This is a genomic window from Streptomyces sp. P9-2B-2, assembly GCF_030406865.1.
GTDB lineage: Bacteria > Actinomycetota > Actinomycetes > Streptomycetales > Streptomycetaceae > Streptomyces > Streptomyces platensis.
The window spans coordinates 903,729-930,721 of sequence record NZ_CP129126.1 but is presented as its reverse complement, the minus strand read 5'-3'; the positions used below and the strand labels follow the sequence as shown (position 1 = coordinate 930,721).

The 26,993-nt window shown below is 71.0% G+C and carries 21 protein-coding genes; 6 read left to right on the top strand and 15 right to left on the bottom strand.

Annotation, left to right across the window (positions count from 1 at the left end; translation table 11 throughout):
* From QT196_RS04170 to QT196_RS04150, 5 genes are all read right to left on the bottom strand, one after another.
* The gene (locus QT196_RS04170; RefSeq protein WP_290354361.1) at nt 1-1,560 is read right to left on the bottom strand and encodes an amino acid permease; all 1,560 of its coding nucleotides are present in this window, start codon (nt 1,558-1,560) and stop codon (nt 1-3) included.
* Nucleotides 1,557-2,294, bottom strand: coding sequence for a FadR/GntR family transcriptional regulator (locus tag QT196_RS04165; protein WP_168477628.1), 738 nt, complete (start codon nt 2,292-2,294; stop codon nt 1,557-1,559). Before QT196_RS04165 ends, QT196_RS04170 begins: the two co-directional genes overlap by 4 nt.
* Nucleotides 2,295-2,423: 129 nt before the next feature.
* A complete protein-coding gene (locus QT196_RS04160; protein WP_290354360.1) occupies nt 2,424-3,035 on the bottom strand; it encodes a GNAT family N-acetyltransferase in 612 nt (203 codons plus the stop codon).
* 161 nt (nt 3,036-3,196) lie between these two features.
* Entirely contained in the window at nt 3,197-3,889 is a 693-nt protein-coding gene (locus QT196_RS04155) for a response regulator (RefSeq protein ID WP_168483547.1), read from the bottom strand.
* On the bottom strand, nt 3,886-5,610 hold the full coding sequence (locus QT196_RS04150; protein WP_290354359.1) for a sensor histidine kinase: 1,725 nt from the start codon (nt 5,608-5,610) through the stop codon (nt 3,886-3,888). Before QT196_RS04150 ends, QT196_RS04155 begins: the two co-directional genes overlap by 4 nt.
* Before the next feature lie 227 nt (nt 5,611-5,837).
* On the opposite strand from QT196_RS04150, the gene QT196_RS04145 reads away from it, so the two are divergent.
* The 3 genes from QT196_RS04145 (at nt 5,838) to QT196_RS04135 (ending at nt 8,623) form a co-directional block, all read left to right on the top strand.
* Nucleotides 5,838-6,653: an ABC transporter ATP-binding protein gene (locus QT196_RS04145; RefSeq protein ID WP_168477622.1), complete on the top strand. Its 816-nt coding sequence runs from the start codon at nt 5,838-5,840 to the stop codon at nt 6,651-6,653.
* Nucleotides 6,643-7,515: an ABC transporter permease gene (locus QT196_RS04140; protein ID WP_168477620.1), complete on the top strand. Its 873-nt coding sequence runs from the start codon at nt 6,643-6,645 to the stop codon at nt 7,513-7,515. Before QT196_RS04145 ends, QT196_RS04140 begins: the two co-directional genes overlap by 11 nt.
* A 67-nt stretch (nt 7,516-7,582) precedes the next feature.
* Nucleotides 7,583-8,623, top strand: coding sequence for an ABC transporter substrate-binding protein (locus QT196_RS04135; RefSeq protein WP_290354358.1), 1,041 nt, complete (start codon nt 7,583-7,585; stop codon nt 8,621-8,623).
* Between the two features lie 34 nt (nt 8,624-8,657).
* Here QT196_RS04135 and QT196_RS04130 read toward each other — a convergent pair whose 3' ends face one another.
* From QT196_RS04130 to QT196_RS04100, 7 genes are all read right to left on the bottom strand, one after another.
* Nucleotides 8,658-9,722, bottom strand: a complete 1,065-nt coding sequence (locus QT196_RS04130; protein WP_290354357.1) for a serine protease — start codon at nt 9,720-9,722, stop codon at nt 8,658-8,660.
* 9 nt (nt 9,723-9,731) lie between these two features.
* Nucleotides 9,732-10,874 carry a trypsin-like peptidase domain-containing protein gene (locus tag QT196_RS04125; protein ID WP_290354356.1) on the bottom strand — a complete coding sequence of 381 codons (1,143 nt, stop codon included), beginning with the start codon at nt 10,872-10,874 and terminating at the stop codon, nt 9,732-9,734.
* On the bottom strand, nt 10,871-13,882 hold the full coding sequence (locus QT196_RS04120; protein WP_290354355.1) for an AAA family ATPase: 3,012 nt from the start codon (nt 13,880-13,882) through the stop codon (nt 10,871-10,873). The genes QT196_RS04125 and QT196_RS04120 overlap by 4 nt, the downstream gene beginning before the upstream one ends.
* The gene (locus QT196_RS04115) at nt 13,863-14,990 is read right to left on the bottom strand and encodes an ATP-binding protein (protein ID WP_248001017.1); all 1,128 of its coding nucleotides are present in this window, start codon (nt 14,988-14,990) and stop codon (nt 13,863-13,865) included. Before QT196_RS04115 ends, QT196_RS04120 begins: the two co-directional genes overlap by 20 nt.
* A 7-nt stretch (nt 14,991-14,997) precedes the next feature.
* A complete protein-coding gene (locus tag QT196_RS04110) occupies nt 14,998-15,933 on the bottom strand; it encodes a hypothetical protein (RefSeq protein WP_168477613.1) in 936 nt (311 codons plus the stop codon).
* Nucleotides 15,934-15,954: 21 nt separating this feature from the next.
* Nucleotides 15,955-16,851 (bottom strand): DNA/RNA non-specific endonuclease, encoded by an 897-nt coding sequence (locus QT196_RS04105; RefSeq protein ID WP_168477612.1) that lies wholly within the window; start codon nt 16,849-16,851, stop codon nt 15,955-15,957.
* Between the two features lie 204 nt (nt 16,852-17,055).
* A complete protein-coding gene (locus QT196_RS04100) occupies nt 17,056-17,247 on the bottom strand; it encodes a DUF6381 family protein (protein WP_085923563.1) in 192 nt (63 codons plus the stop codon).
* A 430-nt stretch (nt 17,248-17,677) separates the two neighbouring features.
* Here QT196_RS04100 and QT196_RS04095 point away from each other — a divergent pair, with 430 nt between their 5' ends.
* Entirely contained in the window at nt 17,678-18,706 is a 1,029-nt protein-coding gene (locus QT196_RS04095) for a hypothetical protein (RefSeq protein WP_290354354.1), read from the top strand.
* An 84-nt stretch (nt 18,707-18,790) separates the two neighbouring features.
* Here the strand turns inward: QT196_RS04095 and QT196_RS04090 are convergent, their stop codons facing one another.
* The 3 genes from QT196_RS04090 to QT196_RS04080 all read right to left on the bottom strand — a co-directional run bounded on the left by QT196_RS04090 (nt 18,791) and on the right by QT196_RS04080 (nt 24,361).
* A complete protein-coding gene (locus QT196_RS04090) occupies nt 18,791-19,288 on the bottom strand; it encodes a DUF6328 family protein (protein ID WP_266734874.1) in 498 nt (165 codons plus the stop codon).
* On the bottom strand, nt 19,285-21,843 hold the full coding sequence (locus tag QT196_RS04085) for an ATP-dependent Clp protease ATP-binding subunit (RefSeq protein WP_168477609.1): 2,559 nt from the start codon (nt 21,841-21,843) through the stop codon (nt 19,285-19,287). Before QT196_RS04085 ends, QT196_RS04090 begins: the two co-directional genes overlap by 4 nt.
* A 283-nt stretch (nt 21,844-22,126) precedes the next feature.
* Nucleotides 22,127-24,361, bottom strand: a complete 2,235-nt coding sequence (locus QT196_RS04080) for an FUSC family protein (protein ID WP_290354353.1) — start codon at nt 24,359-24,361, stop codon at nt 22,127-22,129.
* A gap of 222 nt (nt 24,362-24,583) precedes the next feature.
* Between QT196_RS04080 and QT196_RS04075 the strand changes: the two genes are divergently transcribed.
* Both QT196_RS04075 and QT196_RS04070 read left to right on the top strand, forming a co-directional pair.
* Nucleotides 24,584-25,186, top strand: a complete 603-nt coding sequence (locus QT196_RS04075; protein ID WP_290356603.1) for a PadR family transcriptional regulator — start codon at nt 24,584-24,586, stop codon at nt 25,184-25,186.
* Nucleotides 25,187-25,959: 773 nt separating this feature from the next.
* Nucleotides 25,960-26,991: an NAD-dependent epimerase/dehydratase family protein gene (locus QT196_RS04070; RefSeq protein ID WP_168477603.1), complete on the top strand. Its 1,032-nt coding sequence runs from the start codon at nt 25,960-25,962 to the stop codon at nt 26,989-26,991.
* The last annotated feature ends 2 nt before the right edge of the window (nt 26,992-26,993 follow it).

Sequence of the window (26,993 nt, the reverse complement as noted above, 5' to 3'; positions counted from 1 at the left end):
TCAGTTCTCGGTGCTTTCGGTGCCGTGGGGGTTGTCTGTGCCGGGGGTGTCGCCGGTGCGCTGAGTGGGGAGTGCGGTGTCCGGGTGCTCGCCGCTCGCCTGTGCCGCCGCGGCGTCCTGGAGGGTGCCGACCCGGCCCCGTACCAGGAACCAGCCGCCGACCAGCGCGGCCACGATCAGCGGCAGCGACAGCACGGTGGTGCGGCCGGCTCCGCCGTCGGCCCACATCAGCACCAGGACCAGGGCCAGGAAGGCCAGCGTCACGCACTCGGTCCACGGCGAGCCGGGGAGCCGGTAATCGGGGCGGACGAGCAGCCCGGCCCGGGTCTTCCGCCAGAAGAGCAGATGACAGAGCATGATCATCGCCCAGGTGCTGAGGATGCCGATCGCCGCGAAGTTCAGCACGATCTCGAACGCCTCGCTCGGCACGACGTAGTTGAGGCCCACGCCCAGCACACAGACGCCCGAGGTGAGCAGAATGCCGCCGTACGGGACCTGGCTGCGGCTCATCACGCCGGTGAACCGCGGTGCGGAGCCGGACATCGCCATCGAGCGCAGAATGCGCCCGGTGGAGTAGAGGCCGGAGTTGAGGCTGGACATCGCGGCGGTCAGCACGACGAGGTTCATCACGCCGCCCGCGGCCGGTATCCCGATCTTGGACAGCACGGTGACGAAGGGGCTCTCCCCGGCCGAGTACGCGCTCCAGGGCAGCAGCATCGCCAGCAGGACCACCGAGCCGACGTAGAAGACGGCCACCCGCCACATGATGGAGTTGATCGCCTTCGGCATGACCTTCGCCGGCTCCGCGGTCTCGCCCGCCGTGACACCGACCAGCTCGACCGACGCATAGGCGAACACCACACCCTGGATGACCAGCAGCATCGCCAGGGTCCCGGTCGGGAAGATGCCGCCGTGGTCGGTGACCAGCGACGGGCCGGGGGAGTGGCCGGCGACCGGGTGCTGGGTGACGAGCAGGAAGATGCCGATCAGCATGAAGACGACCAGCGCACCGACCTTGACGATCGCGAACCAGAACTCCAGCTCACCGAAGATCTTCACGGAGATCAGATTCACGGTCAGCACGACCGCGAGCGCGATCAGCGCGATCACCCACTGCGGTACCTCGGAGAACATGCCCCAGTAGTGCGTGTACGTCGCCACCGCCGTGATGTCGGCGATTCCGGTGGTCGCCCAGTTCAGGAAGTACATCCAGCCCGCGACGAACGCGCCCTTCTCGCCGAGGAACTCCCGGGCGTAGGACACGAACGCACCCGAGGACGGCCGGTGCAGCACCAGCTCGCCCAGCGCCCGCACCACGAGGAAGGCGAACAGACCGCAGAGCGCGTACGCCACGGCCAGCGACGGCCCGGCACTGGCGAGCCGGCCGCCCGCGCCGAGGAAGAGCCCGGTGCCGATGGCCCCGCCGATCGCGATCATGTTGATGTGCCGGGAGGTCAGGGACTTCTGGTAGCCGGCGTCACCGGCGTCCACATGCCCGCCCTGCTGCTGGGTTCCCTGTTGTTGCTGCCGTTCCGCCTGCCGGAGGGATTGCTCGCTCACGCGTGATCCTCGTCTTCCGTGGAGGGGTCCGTGCGGTGTTGCGACCGCACGATGGTGGTCAGCGTCGTCTCGACGCGGGCGAGGTGGTGCGCCATGGCTTCCACCGCGTCGTGTTCGGAGCGGTCGACGAGTGCCTCGACGATCGCGCGGTGTTCCCGGTTCGACTGCTCGCGCCGGCCGCCGAGCTCATTGAGGAAGGCCGACTGGCGGGCCAGCGCATCGCGGATCTCCTCGATGACCCGGCGGAAGACCGGATTGCCGGCCGCCTGGGCGATGGCGAGATGGAAGAGGCTGTCCATCGCCACCCACGCGGTGGTGTCGGTCTCCTGCTCCATCCGCTCCAGCAGGTGGTTCAGCTGATCGAGATCCTCCGTCGTGTGGCGCACCGCCGCGTAACCGGCCACCGGGATCTCCACATGGCGGCGGACCTCCAGCAGGTCGCTCGCCGCGTAGTCGCCGAAGGTCGGGTCCGCCACGGCGCCGTCGGAGATGACGAAGGTGCCCTTGCCGGTGCGGGAGACCGTCAGCCCCATGGTCTGGAGCGCCCGCAGGGCCTCCCGGAGCACGGGTCTGCTCACTTCCAGCCGCCGGCAGAGCTCCGCCTCGGAGGGGAGCTTGTCCCCGACCGCGTACTCGCCCCGCTCGATGGCATTGCGCAGATAGTTCAGGACCGCTTCCATCGCGCTGATCCGACGGGGCATCTCGCCAGCTGTCTGGCTGTCTGACAGGTTCACCCCGGAATCGTTGATTCCAGTCGGGGGAGCTGTCAAGGGGTGCGACGCAGATCATCCCCGGATCCGGGCCCGGACCGGGGAATACCGCGCCCCTCCCTCGGGTTTTCGTTCCGCTGCGTGCCGCCTCCGCTACTGCGGGTGCGGCCCTTCCTCGTCGTGCCGTCCGTCGCCGCGGAAGTCCAGCATGTAGAAGACCTTGTCGTAGCGGCGTCCGCCCATCGCCACGAAGTCGGGCAGCCGGCCGTATTCACGGAAGCCGAGCGACCGGTAGAGGGTCAGTGCCCTGGTGTTGTCGGCCCGCGCGTCCAGGGTGAGGACCTCGATGCCCGCACCCCGCGCATCCTCGACCAAGGCGCTGGTCAGCGACCGGCCCAGGCCCTGGCCATGGGCCTCGGAGGCCACCGCGATCTTCTCCAGATCCGCATGCTGCCGATTGGTCGGACGGGCATAGCGCAGCCAGTACCCCAGCCCGACCAGCCGCGGGCCCGCGTACGCCGCCCGCAGTGCCCCGTCGCCGGTGTGGGCGGCACGTACGACACGGTCGACCAGCTCCGCCACCTCGCCCCGTCCGGGCGGGTCGACCCAGCCGAGCGGGGCGCCGCCGCTGACCAGATCCGCCAGGATCCGGTGGGCCGCCTCGGGGAAGTCCGTCGCCCGGTCCGCGTCGGCGGCCAGCTGGAGGCCGTCCAGGATCTCGGGCTGGGACTCGGGGTCCGTTCCGTTGGTTGTCGTGGGATTCATGATCGGCAGCCTAGGGGGCGGCCGGCGCCCGCTGCCATGGAGCGGCGGAGGGAGCAACTCCGGCTGCGGTCAAGGGGTATGGAAGGCCGGGGGAGTCGGCCGGGCCGCGCGAGCACCGGCTGTGCGGCGATGGCGGGACAGCGCGCGCCGGGCCCGGGCGGTCAGTGGGTGCCGGCCCAGCGGTAGCGGTGTTCGGGGCGTCCGGTGTCGCCGTATTTCAGGGTGAGGATGATGTGGCCGCTGCGTTCGAGGTGCTTCAGATAGCGCTGGGCCGTGGAGCGGCTGACGCCGGCGCGTTCGGCGACCTCGTGGGCGGACAGCGGGTCGCCGGACGCGCCCAGGATCCGGCGGATCAGGTCGACGGTCGCGGCCGAGTGGCCCTTGGGCAGCTCGGTGTGCGGGGCGTCGGTGGTCCGGAAGGCGCCGAAGATCCGGTCCACCTGTTCCTGGCCCGCCTCGCCACGGCCGCCGATCCCCGCGACGGTCCGGCGGAGCGCCGCATAGCCGTCGAGCTTGGTGCGCAGACCGGAGAAGCCGAACGGCTTGACGAGATACTGCAGCGCCCCGGAGCGCATCGCGTCCTGGACCGTACCGACGTCCCGGGCCGCCGTCACCATGATCACGTCGATGCGGTGGCCGCGCTGCCGCAGCCGCCGGACCAGGCTCAGGCCCGTCTCGTCGGGCAGATAGTGATCGAGCAGCACCAGATCGACATGGGTGCGCTCCAGCGTGGCCAGCGCCTGGGCGGCGGTGTGCGCGCGGCCGGTGACCCGGAAGCCGGACACCTGGGACACATACGCGGCATTGATCTCGGCGACGTGGAAGTCATCGTCCACGACCAGGACATCGATCATCGTGCGGTTCCGCTCCCCAAGGGTCTTCGCTTCCATGACTCCATGCGTTCCGGGCGCTCCGGACCCCGGGGCGCGCCCCGCGCCGAGGCGTCCTCCGGGGCGAGGGCCTCGGGCAGGACGACGGTGAAGACCGCGCCGCCGCCCGCGCGGGCGGTCACCCGGGCCATCCCGCCATAGCGTTCGGCGAGCCGGCGCACCAGCGCCAGGCCGATGCCCCGGCCCCGGTGGAAGGCCACCGGGCCCGCGGGCGTGCCCTCCCCGGCGACGGACCGCGCGGCCTTGGTGGACCAGCCCTCGGCGAAGATCCGCTCCCGTAGCTCCGGCGGCACCCCCGGCCCGGTGTCCGAGACCCGCAGTACGGCGGTGCTGCGCTCGGCCCGCAGCTCCACCTCGACGAACGGCTCGGCGCAGCGGCGCTCCGCGGCGGCGTCCAGCGCGTTGTCGAGGAGATTCCCCAGCACCGTTACCAGGTCACGCGGGTCGACCACCGTGTCGGGCAGCAGCGTCGACGGTGACACCCGCAGGGACACCCCGCGTTCGGCCGCGATCGCCGTCTTCCCGACGAGCAGCGCGGACAGCAGCGGATCGGCCACCCGCTCCGCGATCTGTTCCGCGGACGCCCGCTGCGTACTGGCCACTTCGGTGACGAACTCCACCGCCTTCTCGTACCGGCCGAGCTCCAGCAGCCCGCGCACGGTGTGCAACTGATTGGCGTGCTCGTGATCCTGGGCCCGCAGGGCGTCCAACAGGCCCTGGGTGCTGTCCAGTTCGCGGCCCAGCAACTCCAGCTCGGTACGGTCCCGCAGTGTCACCACCGCCCCGCCGTCCTGGGTCGGCATACGGTTGGCGACCAGCACCCGGCCGCCGCTGACGGCCAGCAGATCCGGGCCGGCCACCCGCCCGGCCAGCACCTCCGTCGTCCGGCCCGGCGGCAGCACCTCCTCCAGCGCCCGCCCGGCGGCCCGGGCGTCCAGCCCCAGCAGCCGTCCGGCCTCGTCGTTGACCAGCCGGATCCGGCCGCGCCGGTCGACGGCGACCACGCCCTCACGGATGCCGTGCAGCATCGCCTCCCGCTCGGCGAGCAGTGCGGAGATATCGGCGAACGCCACCCCGTGCGTACGGCGGCGCAGCCGGCGGGAGAGCACGATCGCGGCCAGCACCCCGACGGCCAGCGCGGCGCCCGCGTACCGCAGCAGCCCGGGGATGGTGCCGAGCAGCCGCTCCTGGACGCTGTCGTAGGCGATCCCGACCGATACCGCGCCGATGATCCGGCCGCGGCCGTCGCGCAGCGGCACCTTGGCGCGGGCCGAACGCCCCAGCGTGCCGGTGTCGATCTGCCGCACCTGCCGTCCGGCGAGGGTCCGGCTCGGGTCGGTGGAGACATGCCGGCCGATCTCCGCGGGGTGGGTGTGTGACCAGCGCACTCCGCGGGTGTCCATCACCACGATGTACAGCGCGCCGGTCGCGGTACGGATCCGCTCCGCGTCGGCCTGCACCGGGCCGTGAGCGTCCGGCGTGGTGGCGACCAGCTCCCGGGCGAGGCTCGGGTCGGCGGCGGTGGTCTGGGCGATGGACAGCGCCCGGCGCATCGCCTGGTCGTCCAGTTCGGCGCCGAGCGGGGCGAGGAAGAGACTGGTGGCGAGCACCATGACCCCGGTGGTCAGGGCCACTTGCGCGGTCAGTACCTGCGCAAAGACCCGTCGGGGCCAGCGGATCCGCATGGGCTCTCCCTTGTCTCCGGCCCTCCGCACCGTTGCGGAACCGAATCTTCCTGTTTCTTGTGGGGTGCCGGCACCGTAAGCCGTGCGTGAGCACCTGTGTACCCCCTGGTAGTCCCTTAGTGGTTCTAGCGTGAGCAAAATGAGCACAACAGGGTTTGCGCGCAGAAAGGCGGCTTGCGCCCACAAGGCTGCCGCTGCGGCCCCTATCGCTCCTAGCCTCGCGGGCCATGAGCAGCCACACGAGCCCCGCGATCGAACTGCGGGGTACGAGCAAGGCATTCCGGACACCTTCGGGGGCGCTGCACACCGCCGTCCGGGATCTGGATCTGGTCGTCGAGCGCGGTGAGTTCGTCGCGGTCGTCGGGCCCACCGGGTGCGGTAAGTCCACCACGCTGACGCTGGTCAGCGGCCTGGAGGAGCCCACGGAAGGCGAGGTGCTGGTCGGCGGTGAGCCGGTCCGCGGCATCGGGGACAAGATCGGGTTCGTCTTCCAGCAGGACGCCGTCTTCCCCTGGCGCACCGTGCTGTCGAACGTGATGGCCGGTCCCCGCTTCCGCGGCGTTCCCAAGGCCGAGGCCCGGCAGCGGGCGCGGGACTGGCTGGCCCGGGTCGGGCTGGCCGCCTTCGAGGACCGCTATCCGCACCAGCTCTCCGGCGGCCAGCGCAAACGGGTCGCCCTCGCCGCGACCTTCGTCAACGACCCCGAACTCCTGCTCATGGACGAGCCGTTCTCCGCGCTCGACGTCCAGACCCGGGCGCTCATGTCGGACGAACTCCTGGAGCTGTGGTCGGGGACCGGCGCCTCCGTCGTCTTCGTCACCCACGACCTGGAGGAGTCCATCGCCCTCGCCGACAAGGTCGTGGTGATGACCGCCGGTCCGGCGACCGTGAAGGAGGTCTTCGAGATCGGTCTGCCGCGCCCCCGGAAGGTCGAGTCGATCCGGCTGGAGCCGCGGTTCCTGGAGATCTACCGGGAGATCTGGTCCTCGCTCGGCGAAGAGGTCCGGATCACCCGCGAGAGGGGTGCCGCAGATGTCGCCTGAGACCACCGCCATCGTCAAGTCCCCCGGCGGTGCGCGCCGTTCGGACCGTTCCCGGACCAGGGAACGGGCCGCACGCCGGCACCGGTTCCTGGTCCACGGCACCCGGGTGCTGCTGCTCGTCGGACTGCTCGGGCTGTGGGAGTGGCTGGCCCGGGCCGCAGTGATCGATGCGTTCAACTTCTCGATGCCCTCGAAGATCTGGGACCAGATGAGCCAGTGGGCGCTGCACGGCACCCCGCAGGGCTCGCTGTGGGAGCAGATCTGGTACACGCTCTACGAGGCGCTGCTCGGCTGGGTGATCGGTGTCATCGGCGGTGTGGTGCTGGGGATCGCGCTCGGCCGGATCCGCTTCCTCGCCGATGTGCTCGGCCCGTACATCAAGGTGCTCAACGCCCTCCCGCGGATCGTCCTCGCTCCCATCTTCCTCATCTGGTTCGGCCTCGGACCGGCCTCCAAGGTCGCCTCCGCCGTCGTCCTCGTCTTCTTCCCGGTCTTCTTCAACGCCTTCCAGGGCGCACGGGAGGTCGACCGCAATCTGGTCGCCAACTCCCGGATCCTCGGCGCGAGCAACCGCCAGGTCACCCTGCAAGTGGTGATCCCCTCCGCCACCTCGTGGATCTTCACCAGCCTGCATGTCAGCTTCGGCTTCGCGCTGATCGGCGCGATCGTCGGCGAGTACATCGGCGCGACCAAGGGCCTCGGCCTGCTGGTCGCGGCGTCCCAGGGCACCTTCAACGCGGCCGGGGTGTACGCCGCCATGGTGATCCTCGCGGTGGTCGCGCTGCTCGCCGAAGGGCTGCTGGCCTTCCTCGAACGGCGGCTCTTCCGCTGGAAGCCCGCCGATAGCGCGGGCGGCCGCTGAGCCGAGCCCGTGGGCGGCCGCTGAGCCTGCCCCGCCGACCCGTTCCCACCTCACAAGGACGTGACACATGCGCACCGTACGGAAGTTCCCCGCCGCTCTGGCCGCCGCCGGCCTCGCCCTGACCACCCTCACCGCCTGCGGTGGCGGCGCGTCCGGGGCCGGTGCCTCGGACGACGCGAACGGCAAGATCAAGATCATGGTGGGTGGCCTCGACAAGGTCATCTATCTGCCCGCGAGACTCACCCAGCAACTCGGCTATTTCGAGGACGAAGGCATCCACGTCACCCTGCTCACCGAACCGGCCGGGGTGCAGGCCACCACCTCGCTGGTCTCCGGTGACGTCCAGGGCGTCGTCGGCTTCTACGACCACACCCTCGATCTTCAGGTCAAAGGCAAGCAGGTCGAATCGGTGGTGCAGCTCGCGCACGCCCCCGGGGAGGTCGAGGTCGTCTCGAACAAGGCGGCGGGCGAACTCACCTCGCCCAAGGACTTCAAGGGCAAGAAGCTGGGCGTCACCGGCCTCGGCTCGTCCACCGACTTCCTGACCAAATACCTCGCGGTGAAGAACGGTGTGCAGACGCACGAGTTCACTCCGGTCGCGGTCGGCGCCGGCCAGACCTTCCTGTCCGCCCTCCAACAGGGCTCGATCCAGGGCGGGATGACGACGGATCCGACGGTCGCGCAGATCCTGGACAAGAACCTCGGCAAGGTCCTGCTCGACATGCGCACCCCCGAGGGCTCGCAGAAGGCGCTCGGCGGCCCGTACCCGTCGTCCAGCCTCTACATGAACACCGACTGGGTGAACAGCAACAAGGAGGCCGTGCACAAGCTGGCCAACGCCTTTGTGAAGACCCTCAAGTGGATGTCCACGCACACCCCCGAGCAGATCGCCGCGAAGATGCCCGCCGACTACGCCCAGGGCGGCAAGAAGCTGTACGCCCAGGCCATCAAGGACACCCTGCCGATGTTCACCGAGGACGGGGTGATGCCGGCCGAGGGGCCCGCGACCGTCGAGCGGGTGCTGAAGGCCTTCAACCCCAACCTCAAGAACGCCACGGTGGATCTGAAGAAGACCTACACCACCGAGTTCGTCAAGAAGTCGGGCTGACCGGGCCGGACGGGCCGGGCGGACGCGCGGCGGCTCAGACGAAGTTGATGTCCGCCCGGCCCAGCAGCGGATCCTCCACCAGCTGCCACAGCGGTACGGCGAAGTTGCCGAAGCCGTAGCGGCCGCCGAAGTGCAGGCCCAGGACCCGGTGGTCGGTGAGGTCGATGACGGGGGAGCCGCTGTTGCCGCCGAGCGTGGAACAGTCGTGCTTGATGACGTTCTGGCCCGGCACCAGCTCCGTCGCGGTGCCGGGCTGAAGCCGCTTGACGTTGTAGATGTCCATGAAGATCCGGCGCATCGACTCCGGTTCGTTGCGCCGGCCGTCGTACGCCGGATAGCCGACGCAGTACACCGGACGACCGGGCAGATCGGCGGGCGCGTCCGCGGCCACGGCCAGCGGCGCGGGCAGCGCCCCGCCACCGGCCGCAGGCGCGACCCGCAACAGGGCCAGGTCCACGTCCTCATGGATGCCCAGCACCTCGACGACGTCAAAGGCGGGGCCGCCGCCCGCCGCGTCCCCGCCGTACTCCTCGCCCATGTCGAGCCGGGCGCTGATGCCCTGCTGAAAGGTCCAGCCGGTGCCGTCGCCACGGGCGAACTCCGCCGCCACATGACGGTTCGTCAGTACCACGTCCGGGCCGACCAGGAACGCCGTACCCAGCCAGTCCAGGCTCAGATGCCCGGACAGCTCCACCCGGCCCACCCGCGCCAGCGACTCCCGGATCGCCGCACGATGGCCGTCCAGCACCGCCCAGTCACCCTGCTGCGGTGCGAAGTCATGGTTCTGGACGAGGATGGCGGGGCGGCCTTCGAGCAGCACGATGGCTTCCATACCGAAGGACTCGTCGTCGTCGATCTCGTCCGCCCGCCCCTCGGCGAGCTTCTCCAGACCGCTGACGCCCGCCGACAGCACCCGGGCCCGCTCCTGCTGGGCGAACTGCGCGATCTGCCCGGCGGGCAGCTCATCGGCGGGCAACTCCTCCAGGGATTCCGGGATCTCCCAGGTCAGCCCCTCCTTCACTCGCGCCGCGACCTCCCGCAGATCCGAGAAGACCTGCTCCGGACCGGCCGCCACCGGTGATCTGCGCCGACTGTGCATCTCGCCTCCTCAGCCGCGCGGGGCGGCCTGTTGTGCCGTCTCGATCTCGGCATGGACACCGGGGCTGCTGGTCTGCAGATGGCGCATGATGCTGCGCATCTGGGTGCCGACATTGACGAAGGCCGTCGTCCGGCCCTGGAACTGCACGTTCTCCACCCGCCGCGTCCCCCGGTGGAGCGCCACCACCTGCCAGTCGTCCGTGAAGACCGGCGACCCCGAGGATCCGCCGCGGGTGTCGGTGAAGTAGCGGACATCGGTCTCGTCCGCCTCGTAGACGAGGTTGTTGCGCAGCGCGACCCGCTTCGGCTGGCCACCCGGGTGCTGGATGATGTTGACGGCCACATAGTCGCCGCCGGTGACCCGCAGCGGTTCCGCCGCCAGCCTCAACACCGGCCGCGCGGGCTCGGCGGCCAGCCGCAGCACCGCGTAGTCCAGCTCCGCGTCCGCGGCGACCAGTGCGCTTACGGTGGCCTCCGCCGTCTCCACGTCCTCGGTGTCGAAGTCGAACCGGGCCAGGGTGTGCTGAGCCTGGAGGCCCAGATCCTCGGGGTCGGCCAGCGGCCGTCCCGCCCCGGTCCCGGCCCTGGCGTTGACCACATGGTGGTTGGTGACCAGCAGATCCGGCGCGATCAGCCACCCCGTACCGGAGTGCGGGAACCCGTTCGGCTGGAGCGGAGCGCCCCCTTGGTACGGCGGCACCTTGAGACGGGCCACCGCGCCGCCCGCCCGTTCACCCCTGCGGAGGAAGCCGATCGGCACCGTGTCGTCCCGGTGCACGATCTGTTCCTTGATCTCCGCAGTGGGGGAGGGCAGTCCGGCCAGCACATCCGGCTCACCGCCCGCCTGCCGCGCCACATCGTCCAGGGCCTTCTGGAAGACGGTGAGCGGTGCGGCCTCGGTGGTCTCGGCGACGGCGTTGCGCAGCCAGATCTCCAGCGGCACCGAGCCGTCCACCAGCCGCTCCACCCGGTTCATCTCGTTCAGGTCGGAGTGCGCCTGCCGTCCGGGCGCCGGGTACAGCGGCAGCGTGCTGCGGTAGCGGGGCATGATGCCGTCGAGCAGCAGCGGCCGGACGGTGGGGTCGGCGAGCCCGGTCTCCACCGCGGCGTCCAGCACCCGGCGGATCTCGTCGGGCGAGAGATAGGCGGTCATCGGTCCTCAGGCCCCGCGGGGCCGCTCCCTTCGTCCTGGGGACGGCCCCCGTGCTCCGGCCCGGCCGGGTGGCCCGCCGTACGGGCACCGGTGCCCACGCCCATGGCCGCGGCCACCCCGGCGACGATCTCCCCGCTCTTATCGGGGACGGCCAGCAGCCGCCGGGCGAGCGTGTCGAGGGTGCCGCGGTCCCGGGCCAGCCGCAGGATCCCGGCGATACCGGTCGGCGCGCCGCCGGACGGCTGCCGGGACGGCCCCGCGGCCTCGTCGAGAATCCCCATCACCCGGCCCAGCAGCGCCGGTTGCCGGCCGGTCGCGCGGCGCATCGCCGCGCCCAGCGCGTCCAGCGTCTCGTCGTCGGCCGGCAGCCCCACCACCTCCAGCGCATGGTCGAGCGCGCCGGGCGCCCGGTCGTAGATCTGCGAGGCGACCGCGCGCACCAGCACCGGCCGGTCGGCGAGCACGGCATCGGGCAACTGCCGCAGCCGCACGGCGAGTTCCCGGTCCGCCTCCAGGTCGGCGCCGTCGGCGCCCGCCGTCAGCCGGGCGCGGGCCAGCAGCGCACCCATCGCTTCGAGGTCCTGCCCCAGACCGACCGCGACGTCCTCCGCGATCCGCAGCGCACGGCCCGCGCTCGCCAGGTCACCGGCCTCCTCCGAGAGCCGGGCGGAGAGCAGCAGCAGCTCCAGCCGGCGTTCCCCGCAGCCCGCGCGCTCCGCCGTGTCGATGGCGTCCGCCGTGGCCCGGCGGGCATCGTCCTGCCGGCCGAGCCGGTTGAGGGCCTCGGCGAGCAGCGCGTGCAGGGGGCTGCACGGTGTCCAGGGCTGCCGTCTGCCGAGCCGGTCGAAGGCCGCCTGGGCGTAGCCCTGCGCGAGCAGATCCTCCACCTCGCGGGCCGCGATCCGTTCCCAGTCCTCCTGGTCGGCGCCCGCCGCGACCTGATCGGGGGTGCCGCCGCCCAGCCGGGCGGTCAGCAGGCCGGCGGCTCTCGGCGTCATGTCCTGCTGCGCCCCGACCAGGAACCGTTCGACGCCCGGCAGCCACCGGGCCTCCACCGAGCGGGGGTTCTCGTCGAGCCGCAGCCGGTGGTAGATCTCCTCGGCCCGCGCCTCCAGGCCGTCGCGCGCGGCGTAGTGCCCGACCGCGCGCCGTTCGACCTCGCGCATCACGGCGGTACGGTCGCCGCCCGGCAGCCGCAGCATGATGGCGCGGACATCGCTGCGGTAGCGCACGGCGTCCGGGCGGGCCGGCTCGACCAGGTCCAGGCGGCTGAGCTCCGCGAAGAGAGCGCGCGCCTCGTCCGTGGTCGCCACCCGAAGCCCGCACGGCTCGGCGAGCACCTCCTTGATGATCTCCGGGGTGATGAACCGGAGCACCAGCCCGGGGTGGGCGAGCCGGCGGACGCCCTCATCGCTGATGTGGCTGAGGACGCGGTCGTAGAGAATCCCCTGGACCAGCAGCTGGTCGACCCGGCGGAAGACCTGATGGCGGCGTTCGGGCAGGCTGCGGATCAGCTCGCAGGTCCGCTCGGCCCCGGCGCCCGCGAGGGTGGCGGCGCGGGCGGCCAGTTTCAGACTGAGCGGATGGCCGCCGACCCGGTCCGCCAGCGCCCGGGCCACCTCCGGGTCCTTGACCCCGCAGGACGTCAGCAGGCCGACGGCCGCCTCCGGATCGAGTTCCCCGAGTTCGATGTCGAGCGATCGCACGGTCTTCGCCGGATGCTCGACCGGCGCCCGCCCGGAGACGATGAGCCGCATCCGCGGATAGATGCTCTGGAACGAGAGATAGATCGCCACCATCCGGCCCACCACCGGCGATCCGCGGTACTGCGCCTCCTCGAACGAGTCGATGACCAGCGCGAACGGCGGATCCTCCGGATGCTCCCGGTCCTTCCGCTCCGCCACCGCCCGCTTCAGCACCTCGGCGAGCCGGCGGATCAGATCGGTCTCCCGTCCGGCGGCCAGCGACTGGAACTGCTGCGAGGAGCGGCGCCCCAGCACGGCCCGGGTAGTGGCGAGTTCCTGTAGCTGGCTCACCCGCTCCTGCCTCTCCCGCTGGCTGCGGGTCGCCTCCTGGCACTCGTGCGCCAGCGCGTCCAGCTCGGCGCGGTGGGCCGGGAACTGGATGCCGAGCTGCCGGGCCACCTCGGCGATCAGCGTGAGCGGTTCCTGGATGGAGAGGGTGGGCCGCTCGAAGTCGATATAGGCGAACGGCAAGCAGCCGGCCGGGTCGTGGAGGGTGTCGAGCACGAACTTGGCGAGGAGGGTGGTCTTGCCCATCCCGCCGGGCCCGTGCACGACCAGCGGAGGGACCGGGCCCGGGTGCTGGGGAGTGCCGTCCGGCCGTGCGGCCGCCGCGGTCCCGCCGGGCGGGACGACATAGTCGCGCAGCTCCGCGAGTTCGCGCGTCCGCCCCTGGAACGGCGACCGTACGAGGCGCTTCAGCGGATCGAGCAGCCTGGCCCGCTCCAGGGTCAGCTGGAGCTCCGCGAGATCCGGAAGCCCGGTCGTGCCCGGGACCCGGGAGAGCCACAGCACCGCCTGGAGGGCGTCGGCCAGCTCGTCGGTGGTCAGCCGGTCCGTCTCCGGCGGGTGGCCGGAGAGATAGGCCAGCGCGAAGCGTTCCGGACCGGGTTCGCCGGGGAGCTGGTCGAGATGGCACGCCAGGACGTGCCGGGCGGCCGCGGGCCCGGCCAGCCCCCGGAGCGTCCGGTCCCTGACATCCGACTTGAGGGACCACCCGGCCTGGTCCTGCATCCCCAGGGTCGTACAGTCGTCGACCAGTTCCAGGACCGCGCCGCCGGTGGCGGCCTCCTCGCCGGGCAGCCGCAGCTGCTGGGGATCGAAACGGCTCAGCAGACAGACCGCCTCCCGGTAGGCGCGCCGGGCGTCGGAGACCTCCTGGGGCCGCTCCTCGCCCGGGTGCAGCTCCGCGCGTAACCGGGCGACGAACAACTCCCGAGCCGCGGCGGGGTCCAGCGGGCGACCGTCAGAGGGACTGGTAGACACGGATCGCCCCCTCCGCTGCCGTGCAGAGCTTGCGCATATAGCTCTCGCGGTCCGCCCCGTTCGCCCCGGTGGCCCGCAGCACCTCGTGCACGGCCGCGTCCACGAGCGTGGCGATGGCGGACTCCCGGAGCTGCCCCGTACCGAGCAGCTCCGGTGGCGACTCATGGAAGGCCTGGTCGAAGAAGCCGCGCAGATCGTCGGGTTCGGCGATCCGCGCGGTGTCCCAGGCCAGATTTCCCCGCAGGTCGTAGGGGAGTTGACGCATCGAGCGCCCGTATCCGAGGAGCACCAGCCGGGGTGCCTGGTCGCCGCGGACGGCGGCGTGTTCGTAGATGGCCATGCCGAGCTGTCCGATGAAGTCCCACACATCGGAGCTGGGATCGAGCTTGTCGCATTCGTCGAGGACCAGCCAGAGCCGCTCCTCGACGGCGGTGGCCCGGCCGGCCACCCAGTGCGCGGCCTCATCGACCGACGGCAGCGGGTCGTTGAGTTCGGTGGGATTCAGCGGTGCGGCGCCCTCCTGCGGATCGGCGACGAAATCGGCCAGCCGCCGTACGACCTTGGCGGCGGTGGCGGTGTGCGAGAGGGTGACCCGCACCGGACGGAATCCGGCGTGCTGGCCGATATGGCGGAGAAAGTTGTAGGTGTACGACCTGCCGCTGCCCGGCTCGCCGTCGACCAGCAGAATGAATTTGTGCGGGTCCGCGACGAACCGGCGCAGGGTCTCCCGCAGATCCTGGCGGTCGATGAAGGCCTCGGCGCCGTTCTTCAGTACGCAGGTACGGAAGTTGTCCCGCGCGGCATGCGCACGGAAGTCCTCCCGCAGCCGGCCCAGGAATTCCTGCGCCTTCACGATGTCCGGAAGCACGGCCAGCCGGTCGATGGCGGTGAGGGCCTCGACGAGCCGCAGCTGCCGCTGGATGTCCGTGCGGGACTGGTGCACGAGGGCGCGGGCGTTGTCCGAGCTGATCTGCGTCAGCCGCAGCCCGCCGATGAATTCCGGCGGGAAACCGTACTGGGCGAGCTGGGTATGCGGATCGGTGGTGTCGAGCAGATAGTTCCGCGCCCAGGTGGTGACCAGGTCCCACTCCGTTTCGGTCAACGGCATACCGCACCTACCCGGTACCGTCGAAGATCCGCTGAACCGGTGCCCTGACCTCGGGCTGCGACAGATATTCGCTGATGCCGTGGTGATTGCCGCTGTCATTCGTGACCAGCAGATCGGTGACCCGTTCCTGCGGGGCGTACTCCGGCCGCAAAGTGTGGTCGAGAGCCACCAGATCCCGCAGGTCCGAGGCGTTGTGCCAGGCCGAGACCCCGGCCGGGACCGCCGGCGGCCGCGCCAGATGGTCCTGCACCTCGGTGATCGCCAGCGGCGACCCGACGGTGACCAGCAGCTCCACCTCCCGCCCCAGCTCCATCAGCACCTCGTAGGCGAGGATCGTGCCCAGGCTGTGGCCGACCACCACCAGCGGGCCGCCGTCCACCCCCGCCAGCGTCTCCTTGACCACTTCCCGCATGGCCGGGCCCGCCCCGCCGAAGAAGTAGGCGTGCACGTCCTTGAAGGAGTGCTTGACCAGCAGCCGGAACACCGCCGTACGGCCGGACCGGGGCAACGGCAGCGTCTCCAGCGGCAGTTCCGCACCGGGCTCCTCGGGCTCACCGGCCTGTGCCAGCGTGTCAGCGAGATACGTCATGTTCCGCAGCCAGTCGACCAGCGCGCTCTCATCGGCCCCGGCCCGCCCCTCCAGCGCGATCTCCCCGGCGTCGAGCCGCGCTTCGCCCAGCGTGCGCGCCACGAAGTCCTCCGGCGGCTCCGTCGCGGCCCGGTCCACGGCGGCCGCGGACTCCTCGATCAGCTCCGTACGGCCGTCCAGCGGATCCGGCCGCAAGTCGGGGAGCGGCTCCGGATAGCGCACCGGGGCCCAGTACGCCATCCGCGACGCCTCGGCCATGTCCCGGCCGAACAGCGCCGTGTCCCACTGGGACTTGAGCAACTCCGCGCGGACCTTGTTCCCGTTCCCGTGGACATAGACGACCCTGGGTCGCATCGCATCGCTCCGCCTCCCGGCTCAGCCGCGCCGCAGCACGATGTCGTCGTGCGAGGCGAGCCGCTTCCAGCGCTCGGCCGGGGCACGGGTGACGGGCATCAGATCGGCGTCGGACAGCGGCCCCAGGTCCAGCGAGGTCAGCTCGGCGACATCCTTCACCGGCACCTGGTACGTCCGGAACGCGCCCAGCGGCGGCGGTGCGCCCGCCTGCGCCCCGGCCAGCGCCCGCTCCGCGTCCCGGGGCAGATCGGGGCTCTGGTCGAGGACATACCCCGTCGCCGCCAGCGCGCCGTCCCGGAGGAACGCCGCCACTTTCCAGAAGCGCAGCGGCACTTGAACGCCCCGGTACGGCGGGTCGGAGTCATGGAGGACCGGCCCGGTCAGCACGGCGAGCTTGCGGTCGAGGCCGGCGGCGTGGTCGAGCAGATGGTTCTCCAGGTCCTGCCACAGCTGCTTGTCCTGGTTGAAGACATCCGCCTGCGGGGCCGCATTCGTGTAGTGAAAGGTGTCCTCGTTGGCCTGTTCCGCCTCCGCGGCCGTACCCCACACGGGGTCCAGGCGGCGCACCAGATGGCCCTTGTCCAGCGAGTTGTCGCGGTACACGTCAGGGCCCGCCTGGTGGGCCTTGTCCAGCCGCGGATCGAACTGCCAGCTGCTCTCCCGTGGCACATGATCCAGCAGACGCCGGCCATCGATACAGACCGCGGTGGCCACGGCCATCCGCCGGTCCGGCCGCAGCACCACCGTGAAGTGGGTGTACGGCAGCACCACCGTCGCCACCTCGGGGCGGCCGGGCATCGGCAGCGGCACCGGAACCCCGAGGAAGTGCTCGTCATAGCCCGCACGGTCCGCCAGCGGCGGCCGGAAGGCGGTCCCGGCCGCCGCGCCGGCGGTCGGCGGGGAGTCTGATGCGATCATGGAACTAGCGCTTCCCGGTGGTGCGGACCGCCGATCGGTGCCCACCTCGAAGCCACTCGAACAGCCGGGCGCACCCCGGCGCCGCTCCGGCCGCGGCGGGTGGACGGGAGAGGCTGACGGGACACGGCGGACGGGACGCGCTCAGGGGGCGCGTCCCGTCCGCCGTCTCTCGGTGTGCTTACGCCCTCGGGCGAGCACGCGGCCTCAGTCGGCGGGGTAGATGTCTCCGCTGGCCATTCCGCTTTCCTGCTCGCTCTGGGACTTGAGCCTGCGCGCCTTCTCCCGGAGCCGCTTCTGCTCCTCCGGGTCGCCGGCCCGCTCCGCGGCCGCCTGGAGTTCCTGGGCCTTGTCGCGCATCTGCTGAATTCGTGCGCGTGATTCTCCTGATGCGCTCATGATCTGTCCTTGAACGGTGTATGGAGAGCTGCATTTACCAGCTAATCAGGGTCGACGGCCCTTGGCACCTCGGTAGTCACGCTCCGTACGGCCGGGTATCCGGGCGTAATTCCCGGAGCGGAACCAGAGCTGCTCATCCCCCTTTTCCGGCGTGTCCGGAACGGAAGCGATCCTGGCCGGTACATGACCGGCAACCGCGGCGCGCCCGGGTATTTCGGCGTGTCTCCACCGGATGGCCTTCCTGAATGGCGAGAGCGGTCAGTAGGGACGTTGGCTGAAGCACAGCACGCTCACAGTCCGCCGAGTGTCAGCGCTTCTGGTGTTTGACGCTCCCCTCGTTCAGTGGAGTCCCTCCATGTCATCCGAACCAGCTCTTTGTGGGGGCGACGCCGAACTGTCCTCGACAGAACCCGGCGAGCACTTTCCGCCCATGACCCCTGAGAAAAACTCGGCCCGCACACTTCTGTGGGAGGCAGTCACCCATCGGCCCTTGGAGGAAGTCGCCGCCCTTGTGGAACGGCTCAAGCGCAGTGGCGACGTCCCCAACCCCGGCGACGAAGCCCTGCGTATGGCGGTCGTTTCCCGGCCGGTGAGCGAGGTCGCCGCGCTCTTCGACATGCTCCGAGCCACCCCGCACACCGCGGAATCGAGCCATGAGGCCCTGCGCGCGGTGGCCGTCGACCGATCCGTGGAGGAGGTCGCCCAGCTGATCGAGCTGTTCGACCGGTCGAGAGACGGCGGCGCCGATGTCCCCGGCCTCGTCGAACAGTTCCCGCCCGGCCCCGGTGGCTTCGACGGCTTCGGTGGCCCAGGCGGTCCCGGCGGCCCCGGCGACCCCTTCGAACCGGAGCGCACCGCGTCCATGCACGTCCTCGACCCCGACGTCCGCCCCCTGGGCCGCGACGGGCAGCCGCTCTACGGCGCGCAGAGCGAGTCCGTGATGAACCAGCCGCCCAGCCGTCCCCCGTGGGCCCAGCGGCCCGCGCACAACATGCCGCAGGGCGGTCCGCGCTGGGCGCCCGCGGACGAGACGCCCCGCCAGCCGGGCTATGCGATGCCCGGTGTGCTGCGGTCCGTCCTGCGCTGGCCCGCGGCCCTGGCGCTGGCGCTGTGCGGGCTGAGCCATCTGCCCGTGAACTCGACGCATCTCCAGGGCGCCCAGGCGACCGCGGGGCTCTCGATGGCCATCGCCATCGTCTACCTGCTGCTGGCCGGCTGGCTGGCGATGCACGACACCGCCCTGGTCTGGACGGTGAGTGCCGCCGCGGCGATGATCATCATCGCCCTGCACGCCCTGTCCCGCGCCGGGGTCTTCGCCCCACTCGGCAGCGGGCTGGGCGACACCGGCATGTGGCCCGAACTGCTCGCGGTGGGGCTGGCGATCGTCAGCGCCGGGTTCGCGGGTGCGGCACTGCTCTACCGCCCGCGCCGTATGGGCGCGGCCGCCGCGGGCGTGTGACCGCCGACCGCACACCGCCGCTCAGGGCGCGGGCCGGGACCCTCACGTGGTCCCGGCCCGCGCCCTTGTCCATGTCGCGGCAGCTCACTCCCGGTCCGAGTACCGGTGCAGCACCCAGGCGGGCAGCGCGAACCAGCAGAGCATGAACCAGGCGACGAGTCCGGTGACGATCCAGGGGACGGCGGTGTCGTCCATGGCGATGCGCAGGATCAGCAGCAGTGCGGAGGCGACGGTCGCCAGGAGCAGCACGATCCCGACCATGGCCAGTCGCCCGGCCCAGACCACCGTCTCCGGCTTCAACCGGTGACCGGTGACCAGCCGGTGGAAGGTCACCGTTCCGATCAGCGCGCCGGTCGTGGACGCCCCCAGCAGGACCGTCACCACGTAGATGGTCCGGTCGGTATGGCTGAGGGTGGGGAAGCGCGAAGTGAAGGCGACGGTGAGCAGAAACCCGAAGAGGATCTGCACCCCGGTCTGCAGGACCCGCACCTCTTGCAGCAGCTCGTTCCACCGCCGGTCGGCACGCTCCTCCGGCGACTCATGGCGTCCCTCGGACGTCTCCCGCGGGCCCAGTGGAGTCACCCGGACTCCTGCTGCCGCTTGCCGGTACGAAACGCCAGCTCACTGGCGTCCACCTCGATGCGCACCTCGTCCCCGTTCGCCAGGGCGCCGTCGAGCAGCAGCCGGGAGAGCACGTTGTCGACCTCGCGCTGGATGGTGCGCCGCAGCGGCCGGGCCCCGTATTCGGGCTGATGGCCGCGGTGCGTGAGCCAGTCCACGGCGCCGGGGGTGAACTCCACGGCGATGTCCTGGGAGTGCAGCCTGCGGCGGGTCCCGTCGAGCAGCAGCTCGGTGATCTGGCGCAGCTGATCGTCGGTGAGCCGGCGGAAGACGATGATCTCGTCGAGCCGGTTCAGGAACTCCGGGCGGAAGTGCTCGCGCAGAGAACTCAGCGCCCGTTCGCGTGCCCCGTCACCGGCCTCCGCCCCCGAGATGTCCGGGCCGAAGCCCAGCACCCCGCGACCGCCGCTGAGCGCATCGGAGCCGAGGTTGCTGGTCATCACGATGACGGTGTTCTTGAAGTCGACCGTGCGGCCCTGGGAGTCGGTCAGATGCCCGTCGTCGAGGACCTGGAGCAGGATGTTGAAGACATCGGGGTGGGCCTTCTCCACCTCGTCGAGCAGCAGCAGCGAATACGGGTGGTGGCGCACCGCTTCGGTCAGCTGCCCCGCGTCCTCGTGGCCGACGTATCCCGGGGGCGCGCCCACCAGCCGGCTGACGGTGTGCCGCTCCTGATACTCACTCATGTCCAGCCGCACCATGCGCTCCTCGCTGCCGAACAGCGCCTCGGCGAGCGCCCGGGCCAGTTCGGTCTTGCCCACGCCGGTCGGGCCGAGGAAGAGGAAGCTGCCGATCGGACGGTCCGGGTCGGCGAGTCCGGCCCGCGAGCGCAGGATCGCGTCGGAGACGGCCGTGACCGCGTCGTCCTGCCCGATCACCCGGGTGTGCAGCCGTTCCTCCAGCTTGAGCAGCCGCTCCTTCTCCTCCTGGGTCAGACTGCTCACGGGCACGCCGGTCTGCCGTGACACGATCTCCGCGATGTCCTCCGCGGTGACCTGCACGATGTGGCAGTCGCTCGGCGGCTCCGCCTGACCGGCCTCGATCCGCGCGGTGAGGTCGGCGATCCGGTCCCGCAGCTCGGTGGCCCGCTCGTACTGCTCCGCGGCGACCGCCTGGTCCTTGTCCCTGACCAGCTGCTCCACCTCGCGTTCCAGATCGCGCACATCGGTGGCCTTGGCGCCCGTACGGAGCCGGACCCGGGCGCCGGCCTGGTCGATCAGGTCGATCGCCTTGTCGGGGAGGAAACGGTGGGCGATGTAGCGGTCCGAGAGCTCGACCGCCGCCACCAGCGCCTCCTTCGTGTAGCGCACCTGGTGGTGGGCCTCGTAGCGGTCCTGAAGGCCGCGCAGGATCTCCACCGTGTCGGAGACGCTGGGCTCGGGCACGAGGATGGGCTGGAAGCGACGGGCCAGCGCGGCGTCCTTCTCGATGTGCCGGCGGTACTCCTCCAGCGTGGTGGCGCCGATGACGTGCAGCTCCCCGCGCGCCAAGGCGGGCTTGAGCATATTGCTCGCTTCCAGGGAGCCGCCGTCCCCGCTGCCGCCGCCGGCCCCGACGACCGTGTGCAGCTCGTCGATGAAGACGATCAGCGATTCGGGGTGTGCCCGGACCTCCTCGATGATGCCGTTCATCCGCTCCTCGAAGTCACCGCGGTAGCGGGTCCCGGCGAGCACCGCCGTCAGGTCCAGGGCGACGACACGACGGCCCGCCAGGGTCTCGGGGACGTCCCCGTCGGCGAGCCGCTGGGCCAGGCCCTCGACGATCGCCGTCTTGCCGACCCCGGCGTCGCCCACCAGCACCGGGTTGTTCTTCCCCCGGCGGGAGAGCACCTCGATGGTCTGCTCGATCTCCTCGCCGCGGCCGATGACCGGGTCGATCCGGCCCGCGCGGGCCAGGTCGGTCAGATCGCGGCTGTATTTGTCGAGCGTCGGGGTGTCGTGCTTCGGTGCGACGCCGTGTTCGGCGCCCGGGTGCGGGGCCCCGTGGGCGCCCTGCGGGGTGCCCTGCGGCTCGAAGTGAGCGAGGTTGAGAATGCGCCCCGCAGCCGAGTCCGGATTGGCCGCCAGGGCGTCCAGCACATGCTCCGGGCCGATGTACGAGGCACCGTTGTCCCGTGCCAGCTCGTGCGCGCTCAGCAGGGCCCGCTTGACCGCGGGCGTCACGGCGACGCTGGACTGCTTCGGGCCCGAACCGGCCGCGCGGTCGATCTCGGCCGCCAGCGCGTCGGGGTCCGCCCCGGCGTGCTGGAGCATGCTGCGGGTCGGTTCGGACGCCAGGGCGGCGCGCAGCAGGTGCTCGGTGCCGAGCTCCGGACTGCCGTGCTCGGCGGCGTAGGCGGCTGCGGAGGTCACCAGATCCCGGGCGGGGGCGCTCATCATGCGCGCGATGTCCGCCTGCCGGGGCATGGCCTTGCCCTGCTCACCGCCGGTGGACTGCGCGGAACCGAAGAAGCGCGCGAGGAAGTCACCGAACGGGTCCGGGCCGTAACCCTCCGGACCCATGAATCCATTGCTCATGTGCGTCCGTTCCGCTGTCACGGCGGTACCGCGACATGCTGCCTTGTCGGGTGCCTTGTGCTGTTGCCGCGTGTTTCTCGCCCTGCCGGGTGCCCGGGAGACGCGATGCGACACGTCGTACGCGGCCCCACTGCTTCAGGATCAGGGCCAGCAACTCCATCCGCACCCGGGCGACGCGAGCCGGGCCCCCGCCCGGTGTCGGACGTCCGGCCCGGCGCGCACCACGCCACCGCACGGCGAGCGGCCGCGGCGGCAGTGCTCCCCGGGCCCGGCGGCAACGGCGTCACATCATCTCCTGGTGGAGATGGGTCAGACCGGCGGTCAGCGCGTCGAGCCAGATCACCGAGTCGAGCAGCAGCGCGGCGGAGACCGCGCGGGTCTCCGTGTCGGGGCCGTGGTGCGGGATGGCCGGAGCGACCGCCAACAGGGCGCGGATATCGAGCGGTTGCGGGCCGTCCCGGGGTGTGCTGCCGTCCGTGCAGAGGTGTTGGGCGAGGGACCGGTAGTCGGCCGCCGTCCGGTCGGCCGCGTGCCGCAGCCAGGCAGCGACCGCCGGTGAGGCGATCCGGCCCGGGCGGCCGGGCAGCAGCCGCTCACCGCGCCGCGCGTCCTTCCCGGCGACCAGCAGCGCCGGCCAGTCCGGTTGCACGGCGTCCTGCCGCGGCTCGGACTGGTACTGGGCCAGGCTCTCCTGCGCGAGGACGAGAGCCCGGTTGAGGGCGAAGAGTTCGGTACTGCCGGAGCGTTGGACGACCCGTGTGGTGGTGTGCCCGATGGTGTCGGCGATGGCCGAACACAGCGCCGCCATACTGCGGCGCACCTCGCCGCTCGCGCCCCGTGGCCAGGCCACCAGCCCGCAGGCCAGCCCGATGAGGCTGCCGACCAGCACATCCACCAGCCGCACCGGCGCCAGCTGCCAGGTGACGGGGGAGACCTGCGCGAACAGCGTGGCGACGACCAGCGTGAAGCCGCCCTGCGCCCAGGCCAGCCCGCGCAACGGCCCCGCGGTGAACGCCACCAGCATGACCACGGGCAGCACGACGGCGTACACCGTGTCCCGGTCGTGCACCAGCGCCAGCATCCCGCCGGCCAGCACCGCGCCGACCAGCGTGCCGGTCAGCGCCTGCCGGACCGCGGACCGGGTCTCCAGGCTGGTGGTACGGGTCAGGGTGAGCGTGGCGAGCAGGACCCAGAAGCCGTGCTGGAGGTCGAGGAGCCCGGCGATGGCCCGCGCCGCGGCCAGCCCGAGCGCGAACCGGCAGGCGTTCTGGAAGATCACCGAGCGGGGCGTGAGGTGCATGGTCAGCCGTTGCCACCACAGTTCGAGGGCACCGGCCCGCGCGTACGCGAAGGTGTGCCCGGCGGGGTCCCGTTCGACGGAACGGTCACCGAGCATCAGCCGGGTGGCCAGGACGAGGACGACGGCACAGTCGGCGGCCTGCACCACCTGCGACCTGCGCCGCAGATAGACCAGCCGGTCGTCGGTGCTGAGCCGTTCCAGGGTGTCCACGGCCCGGTGGGCCCGGACCGGGGCCAGCTCCTCCTGGAGCGCCGTGGCGGACGGTCCCTCGCCGGGCCGCAGCCCCCTCGTCCGCTGCCGCAGCGCGCCTGCCGCCTCGCGGGCCGAGACACTGATGCCCTCCAGCAGCGCCACCGTCTCCGGCTGGTACTCCCGCTGCGGCCCGGCCCCCGTGTGCAGGGCGTCCAGCCGGGCCAGCAGGGTGCGGACGGCCTCGGCGCCGTGCGCCATGGCCTTGTGGGCGACGCTGGGGGAGGCGGGCCGGTCGGCGGGTGGCACACAGGAGGGACGCAGCGCCTCCCCGGCCGTGCGCGCCCCGGCGAGCGCCTGTACGGGAGGGGGCCCGCCGTGGTGGTCCGCCAGGCGCGCGGCGGCGTCCGCGGCGTCGGCCAGCAGCCGGCGGAACGACGAGGTCTCCGGGTCGGGCATCACGAAGCGCTCGCCCAGGGCGAGCAGAATCGCTCCCAGCAGGAAGCCGGACAACCGCTGCCCCAGGGTCTCCGGGGCGTACGGCGGGAAGCACGGCAGGATGTAGAGCAGCTGCATCCCCGGCGCCGCCCCGGCGATCCGCGGGCCGGTGGTGCCCGCGTACGCCACCAGGAAGCCGATGACGAGCATGCCGACGACGGCTGCCCAGGTCTGGACGGCGAGCAGGGTGCCCAGCGTGATCAGTACGAGCCCGGCGGGGAGCGCGGTGAGGACGGTCGTGGCACGCTGCCGCCCCGAGCCCGGAATCCGGGCGAGCGCGCCGAGCGACACCACGGTGAAGGTCGCGTAGACCGACATCACGGTCAGCCCGAGCCCGTAGCGGCAGACATAGAACGCCGCACAGGAGGCGACCGTCACCCGGACCGCGTTGCCCACCACCGTGTGGTGCGCCTGCACTCCGTGTCTGCCGTGCTCCAGCAGGTAGCGCACCCTGCGCACCCCGGCCCTGACGGGCCCACCGGCCGAACGCCGCGGCCCGGACTCCGCAGAATCCTCCTGCTGCGAACTCACCTCTCCACTATTGGCCAGCGCGTCCCGCTCCGCACCGCGTGACGCCCGCCACCCTCACACTCCCGCCCCTCCCGCACCACGGCGCCCGGTACCGCACCGAGCCCACCTCCCCGCCGTATTTCCAACCGACATACCTCTAGCAGGAATGCCAAGAAGCGGAACGGGAGTTGGCGCTGAGCGGTCGGGCGCGGGACGGGTGCGGACCGTAGGATGCCGCACGTGATGGAGAAGAGGGCGGACGCCGCGGACACCGGCGATGCCGAGCGACCGGCGCTGCCGGCGACCAGTTGGGCGGTACTGGGCCTGCTCTCCTTCGGCGAGGAGCTGTCCGGATACGACCTCAAGAAATGGTCCGACTGGTCACTGCGCCTCTTCTACTGGAGCCCGTCCTTCAGCCAGATCTACGGCGAGCTGAAGCGCCTGGAGAAGGTCGGTTACGTCACCTCACGGATGGTCGCCCAGGAAACCGGCAACCGCGACAAGCGGGTCTACGTGATCACCGACGCCGGAATGACCGCAGTACGCCACTGGGCCCGCGAGGCACCCGTGGAGCCCCCCGTCCTCAAACACGGCGTCATGCTGCGCATGTGGCTCGGCCACCTCCTGGAGACCGACCGGATGCGCGACGTACTGGGCCAACACCGCCAGTATGCGGAGTCCATGCGCCAACGCGCCGAGGTAGACGCCGAGGACACCCGCGACGAGGAGCCCTGGACCTACCCCGCCCTCGTCCAGAAGTGGTCGGAACGCTACTACGCCGCCGAACGCGACCTGGCCGACGCGATGCTGGCCGATCTGGAGGAGCGGGAGCGGCGGCGCTTTTAAGGACTGTCCGGCGGCGCTGCCCGCGAAGTCCTGTTGCCCGACATTCTCTGGTATCGCATCGGCACGAGGGCACAGTTCACCGGAGGCCGCCGGAACGGGCGCAACCTGGTCGAGAACGTCGCTGAAGAGATACGACCCCGGAGATGAAGACGACGAGGGGGCGGTGGCGATGGCGGTGACGTGGCTGGTGCCCTCGCGCCGCTACCGGTAGCCGGGGATCAGCTCACCCAGCGGCCCCAAGAGTCAGCCGTCTTGCCAGTCGGCGGTGCCGGCCTCGGCCCATCGCAACATAGCCCTCGGGTGTCCCAACACCATGAGGGGCCGCGCCGGGCGTCTAACGACCACAGCCGGACCAACCTGCTGATGAACGCCGGAGTTGAGTGGGGGACCGCATCGACGTGCGAGACGTGACGAAGGCAGAGGCTGAGAAGTTCGTAGACAACTTCATCGCGAGGCTCACGCGGCGGTAGCGGCGCCGCTCAGCCGCGTTCGTAGTCCTGCGCCTTGATCACCCGGGCCGTGATCCTGCGCGAACCTTCGGGCAAGGAGGCGCGGCGGTGAAGTTGTCCGCGTGATGGCTGGAGGGGAGCATGCGAGGGATGCATCGAATGCTGTGCGGCCCTGCGGCAGGCAACAACTCCAGAGGTGTTCACGCATGCGGCTGAGCATGTGTTGGCTGGCGCCCGCGCGCCGCTACCGGTAGCGATAGGTCAGGCGCGCAGTGACGAAGGGGGCCGTGGCGTAGTTGGCGTGTCAGCAGGCAGGATCGCGTCATGAAGATTCTTGTATTGGGCGGGACATGGTTCCTGGGGCGAGCTGTTGCTCAGGCGGCACTTGAGCGTGGATGGTCAGTTTGGACATTCAACAGGGGCAAATCCGGCGCTGCACTGGAGGGGACACGTGAGGTTCACGGGGACCGCGGGGTGCAGGAAGATTTGGTGGCACTCGCACAGAACGGGCCGTGGGATGCCGTGATCGACACCTCAGCCTCCGAGCTCGCGCCCCGAGACGTGCTGGCTGGGGCGAAGGCGTTGGAGCCCGTAGCAGGTAAGTACGTGTACATCTCTACGGTCAATGCCTATCGGGGCTGGCCGAACGAACCATTGACGGAGTCTTCAGAGATTCTCGATGGGCCAGCTGATGCCGACGTCGACTACGGTCGTCTGCCCGCGAACTGGGATGGTCCGGACTGGTACTACGGGCGGCAGAAGGCGGGGGCTGAACGGGCATCGCTGACAGTCTTTGGCGCAACTCGCGTGTCGATTCTCCGCCCGGGTGTGATCTTGGGGCCTGGGGAGTACGTGGGGCGTCTTCCGTGGTGGTTGCAAAGGGCAGAGAAGGGCGGGGCAGTCCTCGCGCCCGGCGAGGCAGACAAGACGATTCAGCCAGTGGACGTCAGGGACGTGGCCGCTTTCGCACTTGATCAAGCTGCTTCGCCGGGCGGGGACGCATTCAACGTGACGGCGCCCATTGGCCGCGAGACGATGAGCGGACTCCTCACGGCTTGTCTCGAAGTTACTGGGCGGGCCGGTCACCTAGTTTGGGCGCCCGACGACCTTCTGATCGAGCACGGTGTGCAGCAGTGGACTGAGTTGCCGCTTTGGCGCACTAATGCAGGTGTGTGGAGCATCGACTCCTCTGCTGCGCAAGCGGCCGGCCTGCGGTGCCGCCCCTTGGCGGAGACGGTCGCTGCTACGTGGGAGTGGCTGCGGGGTGGTGGTACACCGGTTGAACATCCCCGTTGGGCCGAGCACGGCATCTCGATGGCAAAGGAAGCCGCGATCCTCGCGAAGCTGGGGAGATAGCC

Coding starts and splice junctions, on each gene's coding strand:
- QT196_RS04160 (WP_290354360.1), bottom strand. CDS start 3,035: ATGAATCCCACGACAACCAACGGAACGGACCCCGAGTCCCAGCCCGAG.
- QT196_RS04155 (WP_168483547.1), bottom strand. CDS start 3,889: ATGATCGATGTCCTGGTCGTGGACGATGACTTCCACGTCGCCGAGATC.
- QT196_RS04150 (WP_290354359.1), bottom strand. CDS start 5,610: ATGCGGATCCGCTGGCCCCGACGGGTCTTTGCGCAGGTACTGACCGCG.
- QT196_RS04145 (WP_168477622.1), top strand. CDS start 5,838: ATGAGCAGCCACACGAGCCCCGCGATCGAACTGCGGGGTACGAGCAAG.
- QT196_RS04140 (WP_168477620.1), top strand. CDS start 6,643: ATGTCGCCTGAGACCACCGCCATCGTCAAGTCCCCCGGCGGTGCGCGC.
- QT196_RS04135 (WP_290354358.1), top strand. CDS start 7,583: ATGCGCACCGTACGGAAGTTCCCCGCCGCTCTGGCCGCCGCCGGCCTC.
- QT196_RS04130 (WP_290354357.1), bottom strand. CDS start 9,722: ATGCACAGTCGGCGCAGATCACCGGTGGCGGCCGGTCCGGAGCAGGTC.
- QT196_RS04125 (WP_290354356.1), bottom strand. CDS start 10,874: ATGACCGCCTATCTCTCGCCCGACGAGATCCGCCGGGTGCTGGACGCC.
- QT196_RS04115 (WP_248001017.1), bottom strand. CDS start 14,990: ATGCCGTTGACCGAAACGGAGTGGGACCTGGTCACCACCTGGGCGCGG.
- QT196_RS04110 (WP_168477613.1), bottom strand. CDS start 15,933: ATGCGACCCAGGGTCGTCTATGTCCACGGGAACGGGAACAAGGTCCGC.
- QT196_RS04105 (WP_168477612.1), bottom strand. CDS start 16,851: ATGATCGCATCAGACTCCCCGCCGACCGCCGGCGCGGCGGCCGGGACC.
- QT196_RS04100 (WP_085923563.1), bottom strand. CDS start 17,247: ATGAGCGCATCAGGAGAATCACGCGCACGAATTCAGCAGATGCGCGAC.
- QT196_RS04095 (WP_290354354.1), top strand. CDS start 17,678: ATGACCCCTGAGAAAAACTCGGCCCGCACACTTCTGTGGGAGGCAGTC.
- QT196_RS04085 (WP_168477609.1), bottom strand. CDS start 21,843: ATGAGCAATGGATTCATGGGTCCGGAGGGTTACGGCCCGGACCCGTTC.
- QT196_RS04075 (WP_290356603.1), top strand. CDS start 24,584: ATGGAGAAGAGGGCGGACGCCGCGGACACCGGCGATGCCGAGCGACCG.
- QT196_RS04070 (WP_168477603.1), top strand. CDS start 25,960: ATGAAGATTCTTGTATTGGGCGGGACATGGTTCCTGGGGCGAGCTGTT.